The sequence below is a fragment of the Sunxiuqinia sp. sy24 genome (assembly GCF_052677165.1).
Genome location: NZ_JBQYLH010000008.1, coordinates 174,854 through 189,009 on the forward strand (window position 1 = coordinate 174,854; position 14,156 = coordinate 189,009).

The 14,156-nt window shown below is 46.2% G+C and carries 16 protein-coding genes; 7 read left to right on the plus strand and 9 right to left on the minus strand.

Going from position 1 to position 14,156, the window contains the following annotated elements; all coding sequences use genetic code 11:
* Positions 1 to 37: 37 nt before the first annotated feature.
* Both ACUNWA_RS09220 and ACUNWA_RS09225 read left to right on the plus strand, forming a co-directional pair.
* Positions 38 to 718: an ABC transporter ATP-binding protein gene (locus tag ACUNWA_RS09220; protein WP_445591609.1), complete on the plus strand. Its 681-nt coding sequence runs from the start codon at positions 38 to 40 to the stop codon at positions 716 to 718.
* Positions 715 to 3,945, plus strand: coding sequence for an FtsX-like permease family protein (locus ACUNWA_RS09225; protein WP_445591610.1), 3,231 nt, complete (start codon positions 715 to 717; stop codon positions 3,943 to 3,945). Before ACUNWA_RS09220 ends, ACUNWA_RS09225 begins: the two co-directional genes overlap by 4 nt.
* Positions 3,946 to 4,003: 58 nt before the next feature.
* Here ACUNWA_RS09225 and ACUNWA_RS09230 read toward each other — a convergent pair whose 3' ends face one another.
* Complete coding sequence (locus tag ACUNWA_RS09230) at positions 4,004 to 6,280, minus strand: FAD-dependent oxidoreductase (protein WP_445591611.1); 2,277 nt, start codon at positions 6,278 to 6,280, stop codon at positions 4,004 to 4,006.
* Between the two features lie 47 nt (positions 6,281 to 6,327).
* Positions 6,328 to 6,750, minus strand: a complete 423-nt coding sequence (gene trxA, locus ACUNWA_RS09235) for a thioredoxin (protein WP_445591612.1) — start codon at positions 6,748 to 6,750, stop codon at positions 6,328 to 6,330.
* Positions 6,751 to 6,904: 154 nt separating this feature from the next.
* On the opposite strand from trxA, the gene ACUNWA_RS09240 reads away from it, so the two are divergent.
* Positions 6,905 to 7,600: a Crp/Fnr family transcriptional regulator gene (locus tag ACUNWA_RS09240; RefSeq protein ID WP_445591613.1), complete on the plus strand. Its 696-nt coding sequence runs from the start codon at positions 6,905 to 6,907 to the stop codon at positions 7,598 to 7,600.
* Positions 7,601 to 7,776: 176 nt separating this feature from the next.
* Here ACUNWA_RS09240 and ACUNWA_RS09245 read toward each other — a convergent pair whose 3' ends face one another.
* Positions 7,777 to 7,971, minus strand: coding sequence for a hypothetical protein (locus ACUNWA_RS09245; RefSeq protein WP_445591614.1), 195 nt, complete (start codon positions 7,969 to 7,971; stop codon positions 7,777 to 7,779).
* A gap of 14 nt (positions 7,972 to 7,985) precedes the next feature.
* On the opposite strand from ACUNWA_RS09245, the gene ACUNWA_RS09250 reads away from it, so the two are divergent.
* Together ACUNWA_RS09250 and ACUNWA_RS09255 are read left to right on the plus strand one after the other, a co-directional pair.
* Positions 7,986 to 8,201, plus strand: coding sequence for a hypothetical protein (locus ACUNWA_RS09250; protein WP_445591615.1), 216 nt, complete (start codon positions 7,986 to 7,988; stop codon positions 8,199 to 8,201).
* Between the two features lie 392 nt (positions 8,202 to 8,593).
* The gene (locus ACUNWA_RS09255; RefSeq protein WP_445591616.1) at positions 8,594 to 9,256 is read left to right on the plus strand and encodes an HAD family hydrolase; all 663 of its coding nucleotides are present in this window, start codon (positions 8,594 to 8,596) and stop codon (positions 9,254 to 9,256) included.
* A gap of 199 nt (positions 9,257 to 9,455) precedes the next feature.
* Here the strand turns inward: ACUNWA_RS09255 and ACUNWA_RS09260 are convergent, their stop codons facing one another.
* The 3 genes from ACUNWA_RS09260 to ACUNWA_RS09270 all read right to left on the minus strand — a co-directional run bounded on the left by ACUNWA_RS09260 (position 9,456) and on the right by ACUNWA_RS09270 (position 12,694).
* Positions 9,456 to 11,699, minus strand: coding sequence for a TonB-dependent receptor (locus ACUNWA_RS09260; protein ID WP_445591617.1), 2,244 nt, complete (start codon positions 11,697 to 11,699; stop codon positions 9,456 to 9,458).
* A gap of 11 nt (positions 11,700 to 11,710) precedes the next feature.
* Complete coding sequence (locus ACUNWA_RS09265) at positions 11,711 to 12,073, minus strand: heavy-metal-associated domain-containing protein (RefSeq protein ID WP_445591618.1); 363 nt, start codon at positions 12,071 to 12,073, stop codon at positions 11,711 to 11,713.
* Positions 12,074 to 12,307: 234 nt separating this feature from the next.
* Positions 12,308 to 12,694 (minus strand): HYC_CC_PP family protein, encoded by a 387-nt coding sequence (locus ACUNWA_RS09270; protein WP_445591619.1) that lies wholly within the window; start codon positions 12,692 to 12,694, stop codon positions 12,308 to 12,310.
* A 40-nt stretch (positions 12,695 to 12,734) separates the two neighbouring features.
* On the opposite strand from ACUNWA_RS09270, the gene ACUNWA_RS09275 reads away from it, so the two are divergent.
* The gene (locus tag ACUNWA_RS09275; RefSeq protein ID WP_445591620.1) at positions 12,735 to 12,941 is read left to right on the plus strand and encodes a hypothetical protein; all 207 of its coding nucleotides are present in this window, start codon (positions 12,735 to 12,737) and stop codon (positions 12,939 to 12,941) included.
* Positions 12,942 to 12,952: 11 nt separating this feature from the next.
* Here the strand turns inward: ACUNWA_RS09275 and ACUNWA_RS09280 are convergent, their stop codons facing one another.
* Both ACUNWA_RS09280 and ACUNWA_RS09285 read right to left on the minus strand, forming a co-directional pair.
* On the minus strand, positions 12,953 to 13,372 hold the full coding sequence (locus ACUNWA_RS09280) for a hypothetical protein (protein ID WP_445591621.1): 420 nt from the start codon (positions 13,370 to 13,372) through the stop codon (positions 12,953 to 12,955).
* A gap of 48 nt (positions 13,373 to 13,420) precedes the next feature.
* Positions 13,421 to 13,645 (minus strand): hypothetical protein, encoded by a 225-nt coding sequence (locus ACUNWA_RS09285; protein WP_445591622.1) that lies wholly within the window; start codon positions 13,643 to 13,645, stop codon positions 13,421 to 13,423.
* Between the two features lie 76 nt (positions 13,646 to 13,721).
* Here ACUNWA_RS09285 and ACUNWA_RS09290 point away from each other — a divergent pair, with 76 nt between their 5' ends.
* Entirely contained in the window at positions 13,722 to 13,865 is a 144-nt protein-coding gene (locus ACUNWA_RS09290; protein ID WP_445591623.1) for a hypothetical protein, read from the plus strand.
* A 49-nt stretch (positions 13,866 to 13,914) separates the two neighbouring features.
* Here the strand turns inward: ACUNWA_RS09290 and ACUNWA_RS09295 are convergent.
* Positions 13,915 to 14,156, minus strand: a 242-nt coding sequence (locus ACUNWA_RS09295) for a hypothetical protein (RefSeq protein ID WP_445591624.1), incomplete at its 5' end; no start/stop codon positions are given.

Below are 14,156 nucleotides of genomic sequence, written 5' to 3' on the forward strand. Positions count from 1 at the left end.
CATAACTGACAGCTCGAAACTCATAACTCACAAACTCATGCTTGAAATCAAGTCACTAACTAAAAGTTTTCAATCCGGATCGGGCAAAAAACGTGTCATTTTGGATGAGCTGAGCCTTTCTGTAAATGATGGTGAAAGTGTTGCCATTGTTGGGCCGTCTGGCTCGGGAAAAACCACTTTGCTCAACATGTTAGGCGCACTCGATCGTCCCGATAGTGGTGATGTGTTGCTGGATGGCGAGTCGGTGTTCAGTAAAAATGAACAGCAACTGGCCGAGTTTCGCAACCATTCCATCGGCTTTGTTTTTCAAATGCACCATTTGCTGTCTCAGCTCAGTCTGGTTGAAAATATATTGCTTCCCGTCATCGCGCAGCAAAAGAGGGTGGATGAGCCAAGTCTTCAACGTGCAGACGCGTTGAGTCAAAAACTAGGAATCGGCGAATTGAAGACTCAAAAGCCTGGAGAGCTCTCTGGCGGAGAATGTCAGCGAACGGCCGTTGCCAGGGCATTGATCAACCGACCTAAAATATTATTGGCCGACGAACCTACTGGAGCACTGGATCAGCATTCGTCAGATCAATTGGCTGATCTGCTTTTGGAACTTAACAAAGAAGAAAAGACCAGCCTGATTGTGGTGACGCACTCCATGAATCTGGCTTCAAAAATGGATAAGATTTACCAACTCGAAAACGGAAAACTACAACTGGCTAAGTCATGAATGGATTTCGTTACGCCCTAAAATCATTGCTTCACTATTGGAAATTGAATCTGACGATTGTGCTCGGGGTGGCACTCAGTGTAGCCATTTTGCTGGGAGCTTTCATCATTGGCGATTCTGTATCCTACAGCTTGCAGCAAATTACTTTGCAGCGTCTGGGGCAAACTGATTGGGTGATAACTGGCGGAGAACGGCTCTTTCGAGCAGAAATGGCACAGGATATTTCTTCCGAAGAAATAGAATCCACACCACTGCTATTTGCTAATGGCATGGCCGTGTTGAATGGCGGACAGGCACGCGCAAACCAATTGCAGGTATGGGGAATACCGGCAGGTTTTAATGCGTTTGCCGGAACCAATAGCTTGTATGCTTTGACTAAAAATGAAGCGGTTATAAACGAATCGCTGGCAGAGGTTCTAGGGGCAAAAGTGGGAGAGGAGTTGTTGCTTCGTGTCAATAAGCTAAGTACCTTTCCGGCCAATACGCCTTTTGTTTCAGCAGATGAAAATACAATTTCGTTTCGGGTAAAAGTAAAAGCGATCGCGAGTCAGGCGCAAACCGGCAATTTCAACCTGCAGAATATTCAGTCGGCACCTAAAAATATTTTTCTTTCCCTCGATTTTCTCAATCGGCAAATAGAATTGGACGACAAAGCCAATATCTTGCTGGTGAGTGGCTCTGGATTGAATGAAGCAAGCTTATATGAACGGATTTCAGAAAAATGGAAGCTGGAAGATCTGAACCTTTCGATCCGGGAGAATGCGGAGTTGGATTACACTGAACTGACTTCGGACCGAGTGTTTATAGAACCTTCCGTTGCTGACCGCTTGCTCGAGAACCCGAAAACCTATCCGGTGTTTTCTTATTTCGTCAACCAATTTGAACTTGCCGATCAACTCACGCCATACTCTTTTGTAGCTGGTTTGCCAGCTGAACAGTTGGAATTAGGCGATCAGGAAATCATGATCAATTACTGGTTGGCAGATGATCTAAAAGCAGATGTAGGTGACTCAATCTTGATTTCGTATTTCGAAGTTGGACCATTGCGTCAGCTGGACGAAAAGTCGGCTTGGTTTCGTGTGTCAGAGATTGTTAAAATGGAAGGGCAATGGGCCGATGTTATGCTGATGCCGGATATTCCTGGCTTGTCGGATGCCGGCCATTGCAGCGATTGGGAAACCGGAGTGCCGGTCGATTTATCGGAAATCCGGTCCAAAGATGAAGACTATTGGAACGACTATAAAGGAACACCCAAAGCGTTTGTGAATCTGAAAACGGCACAAAAACTCTGGGCTAACCGGTTTGGTGCTTCAACTGCTGTTCGGATGAGTGGCTTGCATGCTGCCGATTTTACCAAGCGGATTTTAACTGAATTACAACCGCAGGATGTGGGTTTTCAAGTGAAAGATGCAAAAGCATCGGGTTTGCAGGCCGCTAATCAGGGAACTGATTTTGGAGGCCTCTTTATCGGCTTAAGCTTTTTTGTGCTTTTGGCAGCTTTGCTGTTGGCTTATCTCATGTTTAAATTATACCTGAACTTTCGACGGGCAGAAATCGGCACCTTGCATGCGTTGGGTTTTTCGCCTTCTAAAATTCAAAAGCTCTTTTTTGCCGAATCGGTCTTGCTTGTTCTGCTGGGCATTGTGTTTGGATTGCCTATTGGGCTGGCCTACAATAGTCTGATAATGGAGGCCATTCATACCATTTGGCGCGACATTGTGCGAACGTCCATTTTGCATATTCACATCACGCCAATGGCTGTTATTCAAACTATTTTGATTGTTGCGGTCATTAGTCTGGTGACCGTCTGGTTCATACTGAAAAAATATGCGGGTCAGCATATTATTGCCATGCAACAGACACAATCGAAAAAAGCGAAAACGGGCAAAAAGTCTTTGTGGATTGGCATTGGCTTGGTCGCTGGTTCTTTTGTGTTGATGCTTTGGCAAGGAATAGGTGATGAGTTGAACGCCGAAATCTTTTTTACAAGTGGTTTTGGGCTGATGCCAGGTTTAATTTTATTGGTCAACTACTTTTTTGTTTGGAAAGAAAATCGGTCCGCGAATCAACTTTCATTAAAATATTATTCCTTCAAACTGATTTTAGCAGATCGCCGTCGAAATATACTCATTATTAGCTTTCTGTCGGTTGGCGTATTTTTGGTTCTTTCTACCGGATTGAATCGAAAGGATTTGACGCGAAATGCCGATCAGCCGTCATCAGGAACAGGAGGATATGCCTATTTTGCTCAGACGAGTTTCCCGGTTCTTTATGATTTGAATTCGCCGGAAGGTCGTTTTGAATTGGGGCTGGAAGATTCTTCAGCAGCATTTGTCCAACTGCAGGCCTTGGCGGGTGACGATGCCAGTTGCCTAAATCTCAATAGGGTGAAGCGGCCACGCGTTTTGGGCTTCGATGTCACGAAATTCGATCAGCGACAAGCGTTTACTTTTGTGGCAGAATCGGAATATTTGGATGCGGATCATCCTTGGTTGAGTCTGAAAGAACCGCTACCCAACGGACAGATCCCAGCGGTGGCAGATCAAACTGTCATTAAATGGGGCTTAGGGAAATCGGTTGGCGACACGCTGGTGTACCAGAATGAAGCCGGAGAATCCATCGTGTTGAAATTGGTTGGAGGATTGGCGAACTCTGTGTTTCAGGGGAATATTCTCATTGCCGATAGCTTGTTTTACACCAACTTTCCATCCGTGAGTGGTTCAAAAGTGTTTTTAATTGATGCATCAACGAATGAAGAGGAGAGACTGCGCTCGGCTTTTCGAAATTATGGATTGGAAATTACGCCAGCCAAAGAGCGCTTGCTGCTTTTCTATCAAATTGAAAACACCTACCTGAATATCTTTTTGATGTTAGGTGCCTTGGGCTTGTTGATCGGAACCATCGGGCTTGGCATCATCATTTTCCGGAGTATTTATGAAAGTCGCTCGCAGTTGGCTTTACTGGAAGCTACCGGTTTCCGGAAGCAGACCATTCGGGAAATGATCTTGTGGACTAACCTGTTGCTTGTTTTGTTATCGCTTATTTTAGGATTAATTCCGGCCTTGCTCTCGGCTCTGCCGAGCTTGCTTTCGGCGCTCTATTCGGCTCTTGTTGTATGGAGCCTGGCTATCTTCCTAATTGTTCTTGCGAGTGCCTGGCTTTGGGTATTTATTGGTAACCGATTAGCTATGCGAGGCCACTTATACGAAACGCTGAGGAATGATTAAGACATAAAAAATGGGAGCCATTCAAGTTGAAAAGCTCCCATTTTATTTTTCAGAAATTTTATCGACGCATCATCATGTGCATGATTCCACCGCCATTGCTAACTTGAGTGAACCCCATTTGTTGTAGCATGCGTTGCCCGTAACCGGAGCGCGCTCCCGAGGCACAATACAGGGTGATCTCCCGTGATTTGCTGCCTAGTTCGTCGATACGCGCTGACAATTCATCCAGCGGAATGTTGATGGCATCGGGATAAGCGCCGCCTTGAAATTCCTCCGGTGTACGCACATCAACCACCAACGGCTCGTTGGATGTTGATGTAGAGATGGATTCGGGGTTTCGGTTGGCCATCATAGCTGCCAGCCCACCACCATTTTTTACATTATTGTACCCAATTTGCATCAACACGCGTTGGGCGTAGGCCGAACGAGCCCCCGTGGCACAGTAAACCACTATTTCGCGCGAAGCGTTGTTCCCCAGTTCTTCAAAACGATACATCAGCTCGTCCATCGGAATGTTGATGGCATCGGGATAAGCTCCGTCTTTAAACTCTTCCGGGGTTCGGACATCAATCACAACCGGCGAATGATCATTCATTATCGGAGCTGCTTTTTGTTCTTCTGTCTCGATGATTTCTTCTTTCAGCGATTTCGTTTCAACTGGCAGCAGGTTGATGGCTATGGATGTAAAGCCGATGGTTCTGGCCTGTCGCTGTAGTGACGTATGTCCGCCTGACAGGTTCGTTACCTCAGTAAATCTAGCGCCTATTAGTGTTCGCAGTGCCTGGTGTCCCTTCTTGCCGGTTTCATCATAAACCAGAATGCCCCGGTTAGTAGGAATTGTGTCGAGCTTTTGGGTTAGCAATTCCAATGGAATATGGATGGCTCCTTCGATATGACTCTTCTCAAACGCAAAAATATCACGTACATCAATGATGACCGGACTTTTGTCGGCAAGAAATTCATCCAACTCCGAAGCCGAAACAGAAGGGCTGAAGCCTGATTTCCGGTTTTCAGCGGTGTACGCAGCCATGTTGATCGCATCGTTGGCAGTACCGATGGGGGGCGAGTAAGCAAAGTCAATATCGGCCAGGTCGCTGATGCTTAGCTTGGCAGCTGTGGCGGTGGCAATAACATCCAGGCGTTTGTCAGCTCCTTTATAACCCGCTGTTTGCCCACCTAAAACAACCCCTGTATTTCGGTCATAAACCAACAAACTAGTTACGGTTTCCGCTCCCGGGTAATACGACGTGTGATGCTCTTTGTGAACCACCACCGCATCGGCATCAATGCCGGCAGCACGCGCCTGCTTGAGCGATAAGCCTGTTGTTCCGGCTACTGCGTCAAAAACTCGCACCACCGAAGTGCCAATAGCTCCTTTGTAGCTGTGCTGTCCTCCAAGGGCATTTTCAGCAGCAATGCGTCCCTGACGGTTAGCCGGCCCAGCTAGCGGTATGCGTACTTTCTGACCACTTACACGGTGCTCAATTTCCACCATGTCGCCAGCGGCATAAATGTCCGGATCGGAGGTCTGCAATTGTGCGTTAACCAATAAGCCGCCGGCTTCGCCCAGTTGCAGCCTGGCATCTTTTGCCAGTTGCAGGGTAGGCCGCACACCAATAGACAACAAAACCATGTCGGCTTTGAGCGTTTTTCCGTTATTCAGTTTCACCGAATTGGAACGAATCTCTGTTACGCCGGCATTGGTATGAATACCTACGCCGTAAGCCAACAGCTCATTCTCAATAAATCCGGCGGTTTCTGCTTCCATAAGCCCCATCACGTGCGGCATCATTTCCACTACATTTACATTTAGGCCTCGTTTGGCAAGTGCTTCTACCATTTCCAAGCCAATAAATCCTCCGCCAACAACAACAGCGTTCTTCGGATTTTTCTTTTCCAGATGTTCCGAGATTTTATCCATGTCATCAAGTGTCCAAAGGGTAAAAACATGATCCAGATCCGCGCCTGGAAGCGTCGGGTTAATGGGTTTCCCCCCTTGGGCCAGAATCAGCTTGCTATATTCAAAATGCAGTTCCTCTCCGGAAAGGCTGTTGGTGGTTTTTACCCGATGAGCCATCCGGTCGATGGCGATCACTCGGGTGTTAGTATAAACATCTACATCATACTGTTCCTTGAAGCTTTCGGGACTCTGTAAAATCAGTTTCGAGCGGCTTTTGATATCACCGCCAATGTAGTAAGGCAAGCCGCAGTTGGCAAACGAAATGTCTGGTCCTGCTTCAAGCATAATGATTTGAGCTGTTGGAGATATTCGTCGTGCTTTAGCTGCAGCCGTTGCGCCGGCCGCAACTCCTCCTATAATTACAATTTTTTCCATTTCCTATTGGGTAATTAATATTTTCACTAAGGGTAAATGACTGCTGGTTAGCTAGCCTTTGCCATCTGTTTTACTAAAAAATCTTTGCTTTTAAGGCCGACAAAACGATTGATTTCTTTGCCATTCTCGAAAAGAATCAGGGTAGGGATGCTTCGAACCTTAAATTTTTGAGCCAAAGCCTGGTACTGTTCAATATCTACCTTCCCCACGTACGAATTGCCATTTAACTCGCCTGACACCTCATTTAGAATGGGGGCTATCATGCGGCAGGGGCCACACCAGCTGGCCCAAAAGTCAACCAGTACCAGTTTATCTTTTGTTTTTTGCTGAAAGTTCTTGTCGGTCAGCGTTACGATGTTTTGATGATCTTCAACCATGGGCGTATTTTTCATCTTAGCCCGAGCTATTTTTGCCAGAATAAAAAAAGCGATAAAGACGAGTACAAGAATGACGAGAATTATTTTGAGCATTTTTTCTGTTTTAAAATGATGAAGGCAAAAGTATTTTGAATCCTGCGATCCCGAAAGGATTTCGTTCAATGGCTTTCCAACTTTCGAATTGAAATGCGTCAACTTTTTTATTGATTTATTCCTAACTTCACAGATTCAAAACAATGACCGATTCATGAAGACGATTTCAGCTACGGATGATGATTTTATTTGCGATATCAATGCACCTTGTTTTCAGGTACTTGAGCCCAATGAGGTCGAGTTGGTGCGTTCGAGCAAAACGCAGGTTCATTTTCGAAAAGGCGATAACCTGACTAAACAGGGTGCCTTTGCTTCCTATGTGTTATTTGTGGCCGATGGACTGGCCCGGCAATACCTGGAGGGAGATCACAACAAAGTGTATAACCTAAAAATCATTCAGAAAGGCGAATTTGTTGGCCTTTCTTCCGCTTTTGTGAAAAATACGTTTGATTATTCCACGGTTGCTTTAACCGATTGCATGGCCTTTTTGGTTGAAAAGGAGGCCATCGCGAAAGTTGTTCGTCAGAACGGGCTTTTCGCTTCCAGTTTTATTCAACGGTTTTGTGAGCAAGCATCGGGTATGTATGCGACCATTCAGAATATTCTTTACAAACAAATGAACGGCCGATTAGCCGAAGCTTTGTTGTATCTGAATGGCTTTAAAGCGCTGAATCCTGAAATCTTTCAGTTGCTTTCGCGAAAAGATCTGGCAGACTTTGCCGGCATTTCGATGGAAAGCACCGTTAAATTGCTGAAGAGCTTTCAAAAGGACGGGTTGATTGATTTAAAAGATAAGGATATTATCCTGTTGAAAAGTGAATCCCTTGAAGAGCTTAGTTTCCGCGGATAAGTTGCTGATTTCCACTAGGGACTAACAACAACAATGGGAACCACTCGGTATGAATAGCTCCCATTCACTACTTGACGATCGAAATCATCGTTCATGTCAGGCTACTGTTATTTTGACCGGCTGATCCTTGAATCGAGGATTCTGGTTTTCAGCCCCTGGCCTTTCGGCGATGCCTGTTACAGCATGCTTTCCGGCTGTCCGTTCAACAAAGCCGAAGCTTGTTTTTCCGGACGAAGTTTTTGATGGCTCCTGAGGAATTTTGGTCTTACGATCATCCTTCGCTCATTTGGTAATGGTTTCGGAACCGGAGTTCCACCATCGCCTGCTTTCTTTAGGGAACGAATTCCTTTCAGAAAACAGCCTTCAATCATAAAACGACTTGGAAATGCTGAAGCAATCGTTTTTCGTCTTAATCAAGCATGTAAAGAACTGGTCTTTGGTTGCTAAAACTTCGGCTCTTTTGATGCGCAAACCCGAGGACTTGGATGATTTGACGCTGACTCAGCTAAGAGCTTTTGTCGCCTCCACATCTCCGGAGCAGTCTTTTATCGCTCACCTGATACTATCAAATGTACAGTTAAAGTCAACTATAAGTCAATAATATTGAGCGATTTAAATCAACCATGTATTAACCGAAGATATTAACAATTGTTGGTAAGTCCCAGACTGTCTGACAGATGCGACTTGCAAGGTGTTTTATTGCTGAATATCAGTGAGGTTATTAACAGTTTTTACGCGGTATTTCTTTGGCCTTCACCTAAGTATGATCCGAATTCTGTGTTTTTAGATTGGTTAATTCGGAGCGAAAACGGCTTTATTGTCCATTTTTAATAATAATCAATAAACTGCAACGCTATATAAATACCCAGTTGGCAAAGCTGAGAAATCTTTACTTTCTTTATGTTTCAACGAGATCATGGGCCGGACGTGCGATGAATTTGGTTGGTGTTGAAAAGAGCCAATGGACGATGATCAGCAAACAAAGAGAATACGATGAAAGGAATTAAGGCTGTTATTTTTGATATGGACGGGGTGTTGGTCGATAGCGAGGCCCATCATGTACGCATTGAACGGCAACTGTTCGATCGGTTCGAGCTTGCCATTAGCCCCGAGGAACACGTTAACTATATGGGCACGGCAATGGATGTGATGTGGGCTACAATCATCAGGAATAAAGGATTGAAGTTGTCGCTTGATAAAATTGTGGAGGCTACTTATGCCGAAAGCCGCGACTATTTTTCGCAGCTAAAGGAAATACCGCCATTTCCCGGACTCCTTTCCGTACTGGTGAAATTACAGGAAAAGCAGGTGCCCGTGGCTGTCGCTTCGTCCTCCAGTGCTGCCGTGATTGAGGTTATTATGGAGAAAAGCGGCTTGAAAAGATATTTTAAGCAAGTGGTGAGTAGCGAGCTGGTTGGGAAGAGCAAGCCGGCACCCGATGTTTTTCTGCACGCAGCCAGTTTGCTTCGGGTTGATCCTGACGCCTGTCTGGTTATTGAAGATTCGACTAACGGGATAAAAGCAGCTAAGGCAGCCAATATGAGCTGCATTGCTTATCGAAGTGAGTCTTCGAACGGACAGGATCAAAGCCTGGCTGATCTTCAAATTGATGACTACTGCAGACTGGCGGCTATGGTGGAAGACATGGTTGGCTGACCGGCCTTGAAAGAAGCTTGAAGGGAAAATGGGAATAATTTAATGGGAATCATGTGGATGACGGCATTCCTGATTCTTACCATGTATTACCAAGTGGTCGTTATGGAATTGATTCCTCGGTTTGAGTTTCTTCATCTTCTTAAGAGGAGGCAGAGGAAGCAAAAGGAGCCAGCTTCAAAAGACCGGCTCCCTCTGGCATTTAGAGTAGTTTGAATCGCAAACCAAAATAGGTTTTTCGGCCAAATATTGGCCCCCATACCAGTGAGCTGTCAAAGTACGGACTAAACGGTTGATCGCTTGCCAGAATCGGATTGGACTGTTTGTAGCCCCCCAGGTTTTCCATGCCAACATAAATCTCTAACCGCTCATTCCATGTTTTGCTTATTTGAGCATTCATCAGGAAAAAATCCGGCGAATAGCTAGCCAATCGATAGTTCTCAGGATTGGATCCGGTGTAGGGAATCCGCTTTTCCCCTTGCCAATTCAGCGTGTAGTCCAGCTTCCAGTGCTTACGGGTTTCATAGCCAAAATTCAGAAAAGCCCGGTGTGTGGCCTGCAAGGGTTTCTGAAGCAACTGATCACCATAAGTGGTTTTCACATCGTACCAACGGTAAGCCAGCCGTGCATCCAGCCGCGTGAGCACTTCATAGTCCAGTTGTGCCTGAAAACTACTGGAGTAGGAATCGCCATTCAGCTCGTAAAACAAGGCTTGCTGCGGACTTTGTTCCAGGTCAAGAATAACTTGATTGCTAAAGTCAGTCCGGTAAAAGTCAAAGCTGACGCTGCCTTCGCGGTAATCCAGCAGAAACTTTTGGGTGAGATTAAGCCCCAGGTTCCAGGCTACCTCCGGGCCAAAACCATAAGGATTTCCATTGTTTTGCCCCTGAAAAACCAACTGGCGCGAGCTGGCTAAAATCCCGGTGTTTTCAGCCAGGATGCTTGCGGTGCGTTGCCCGCGCCCTGCGGCCAACCGAATAACCGTTTGCTCAAACGGAGCATAGCGTATGTGCAGGCGAGGGGTGACAAAAGCCCCGAACAAGTTGTGGTAATCGGCCCGAAGTCCGGCCACCACCGTAATTTGCTCCGAGGGGAGGTAGCTGTATTCAAAATAAGCTCCGGGCACCGCTTCTTCGCGATTGAAGGTGGTATCATTCAGCTGCTCATCAAAGTGATCGTACTGAAAGGAAAGGCCGGTTTTAAACTCATGCCTGGTGTTTCCCAGGATGCTTTGATACACGAAGTTGGCATAGCCCGACTGCTGTCTGGCATCATAGCTGTTTAAGCCAAAGTAGCTGTCTTGCTTGTGCGTGCTTCCGGCCAGCTGCAAACCCACTGATCGCCAGGGATAGTCCTCAAAAACCTTTCCCAGTTTTGTCCAGCCTTCCAGGCGCCGGATTTTCAGGTCCATGCCCCAGGCGTTGGTGGTCAGGGCATCTTCCGGACGAAATTCCATCTGACCGCCCTGGTTGTTCATCGTGGTTCCTTTCACCCCGGCCTGAAACCGCAATCCGTCATCACCAGCGTATTTCCATCGGTTCAAAAGGGTATAGGTGTCCCCAATGGGCATATCCAAAAAACCATCGTGGTTATGATCCAGCTTGCTGGAGTTGTCTTTGCCATGCAAGAGCAAGGCCGTTGACCATTTCTCGTTTTTAAACCGGTGTGCCAGGTTCAGGTTGGCTTCTAGCCGGCTTTCGGTGTTGGCAAACAAGTTTAGGTACAGACGTTCTGCTTCCTCCGGCTTGCGCAATTCTACGTTAATTTGTCCGGCAATGCTTTCATAACCATTCACCACCGAGCCGGTTCCCTTGTTCAGCTGAATGCTTTCAATCCAGGTTCCCGGAATGAACTGCAAGCCATACAAGGATGATAAACCCCGCATATCGGGGATGTTCTCGCGGGTCATTTGCACGTAAGGGCCTGCCAGGCCCAACATTTGAATTTGGCGGGTGCCGGTTATCGCATCGGTAAACGAAACATCAATGCTTGGGCTGGTTTCAAAGCTCTCGCTGAGGTTGCAGCAAGCTGCTTTCAGCAATTCTTTTTCGCCAACCTGTTCTACTTTAAGGGAGCTGAGCATGGAAACCGTGGTGGTCTTTTGGCGTTTCACCACATCCACGCCGGCCAGCTCCACCGAGGCGCTCAGAACGACAAGCGGTTCTTCTCCCGGCACGATGGTCAGGGTATCGTTTTGGTAACCCACATAGCTAAACACCAGTTGGTCGGTTTGCCGGCTGCGTTCGAGCTGAAAACGTCCGTGTTCATTCGAACTGGTGCCCAGGGTGGTTCCGGCCCAATATACATTAACACCAACAAGCGGCTCTTTTTCTCCGTCTTCACTGTTTTCCACTACCTGTCCGCTTACCTGGTTGGGAGCCGCTTGTGCCCATCCCCAGTAAGGAGCCCAGAGTAGCAGAAAAATTAACCATTTTTGCTGCTTCATATCCTTCTCTGTTAGTGAATCTGTTGTCCTTCGCGATATTTGCAGCACTCATGCAGCTTTTGGTAAGCTTCGTCCGTTGCCTTTACCTTCGGGGTGTCGTGTCCCGCTTTGGCAATGGCTTTGTGAATGCTTAACTCATCAGTTTTATCCGGACGATAAATGATTTTTATTTTTTGCTTTTTCTTGTCCCACTGGGCTAGCTTTACCCCTTTGATTAAGGCGGCTTCTTCAATGCGGGTTTCGCACATTTGACATACGCCGGACACCTTAAACTCCAGGGTGGTTACTTTTTTTTTGGCTGTTTCGTTAGCGGATAAGGTCAGGGTAAAAAGAACAGCGACAAGGAATAATGATGTTTTTATAATCTGTTTCATTTGTTTGAAATTGAACCAAAGCATACCCCATAAGTTTCTCAGATGCCTGGGTGTCTTCAACAGGAGGTGTTGTAAGTTTAAAAGCCAGTGCTTTACTGCCTGGTAACTTCAAACGCTTATCTGAAGATGCACCAAACGAATGGATTTCCTATGCCAAGGTTGTTTGTAATACGATTAATTGAATCGGCTGTCGGTCCTTCCGGACGACAGTGCGCTTAATGGTTCAATTTCGAATTACCCGTAGTAAATGAGTGAGCAAAAGAGCAGCCAGGCTGGTTGCTCCAAAGGGGGAGTGGGCTTGAGTGGACGACTATGGAAGCTGGCTGGTGTTGCCAGCAATGCCTGATCTGTCTGCTCCACAGGCAACAGGTCGATTACCAGAGACTCTACCTCGAGGCGCGGGCTGGTAACAAGCCTGGGCTCATGGTCGAGCTTAAAAAACCGGGCCTCGTTTTGGCAACACGATTGGTCGGGGCTGGTATCGCCACAACAGCACGAATCGTTCACGGCATATAAATCAACTGATTCCAGTTCTCCCTGGCAATAATGCACATTGACTGCCAACCCAATGGTTAGCGTCAAATAGAAGATGGAGAATACGATGGATACCAGTTTTTTCATGCAACCGCTTTTTGTCTCTAATAACAGAAACCTGCTTTTTATGTTCGCCAAATATATAAAAAACGATTATCCGGACAAGCTTAAAAGTAAGGCGAGTACCAACGGGCCTAAAAAAGAAGCTGTCTCCAAAGGCCCTTTAGCCTATAAAACCGTCATGGCAAAAGCAAAGAAGCAATCTGTTATTCAAAAGATTGCTTCTTTGCTTCTTCGCAAGGACGAAGAAGGCTACTTTTTAGACCCTCACTGATACAGAATGGGTTACTGCTGGATGGATTTTTCCGCTTCCATTTCTTCATCTTCTTCAATGGCTTCCTTCGATCCGTAGATCACGTAATCGTTGTAATAAGCCTCGTTCTTTTCTTCCCAAATCTTTTTGCCAACCTCGCAAATCTCGGCAATCTGCACGTAAATGGCATTGGCTTTCTCTTCGCGCTCAAACGTCTTGGCTTCCCGGGTCGAAATCATTTTCTTTTGCTCATCAATGGCATCGTCTAGCTGCTGGGTGGTCGTATCCAGAGTATTAAGCATGTCTTCGGTAATGTTTGGCCGGGCCAATTTATTCAGCATCTGGCGGCAAGTGGTACTCACATGGTTGGCAAAAATAATCAGATCTTGCTCCTTCATGGTCTGGATTTCGCCAAAGCGCAGCGCCCGGTACTCCACCGACTGCTCGCCCAAAGCCAGTTTGGCCCGGAAACGGAGGTTAATGAGCTGGTCGGTCAGGCTTTACTGGGTTTTCTTTTTGGCCTCGGTTTTCAGCATTTGCTGCCCCAGCCAGTAGTCGTCGGATGGTAACTGGCGAAAGACGTCTACATTTGATTTTAGGTCGGTACGGTAGCTATCCTCGTAGCCCAGTGCGGCAAATTCGGCGGCATCGCGTTGCAGCAAGCTGTCAATGCGGTCGGCACGTTGTGTCAGTGTGCCAAAGCTAAAATCAAATTTGGTGGTCATAGTTGTACGTTTTAAGTGTTTAATCAGGCTGATAATTATGATACGAATTACGGTTCTTCACTTAAAAATAAAAGGCATGATGCAGACCCTTAGTCTGTTATCGAACATATGTTATGGCGGTGTAGCTGTATTGATAGCCTGTCATTTAGGGATTGTAGAAAGCGATTTTGATGGTGTAGAAACCCAATTGAAGGGGGGAGACCCCCAAAATGACCTGTGAAACATCTTTTTTACTCTTTTTGAGTCAAAAACCTCCTTTTCAGACAACTTTAGTTGGTAAATGAGGCTACCAGAGAGGTAAATGAGTCTACCAGAGAAGTAAATGTGTTTACCAGAGGGGTAGATGACCCAACCGAAGAAGTTGACATGCCAACCAACAAAGTTGATGAGCTTACCAAGGGGTTTTGATACTCGAAATGAAGAGAGTGTTCAATTAACTGTGTCATGTAAACAAAAATGAATGTTTTAAAATTTACATGATATGGGAAAAGAAAAGTTTGATTACGAGAAG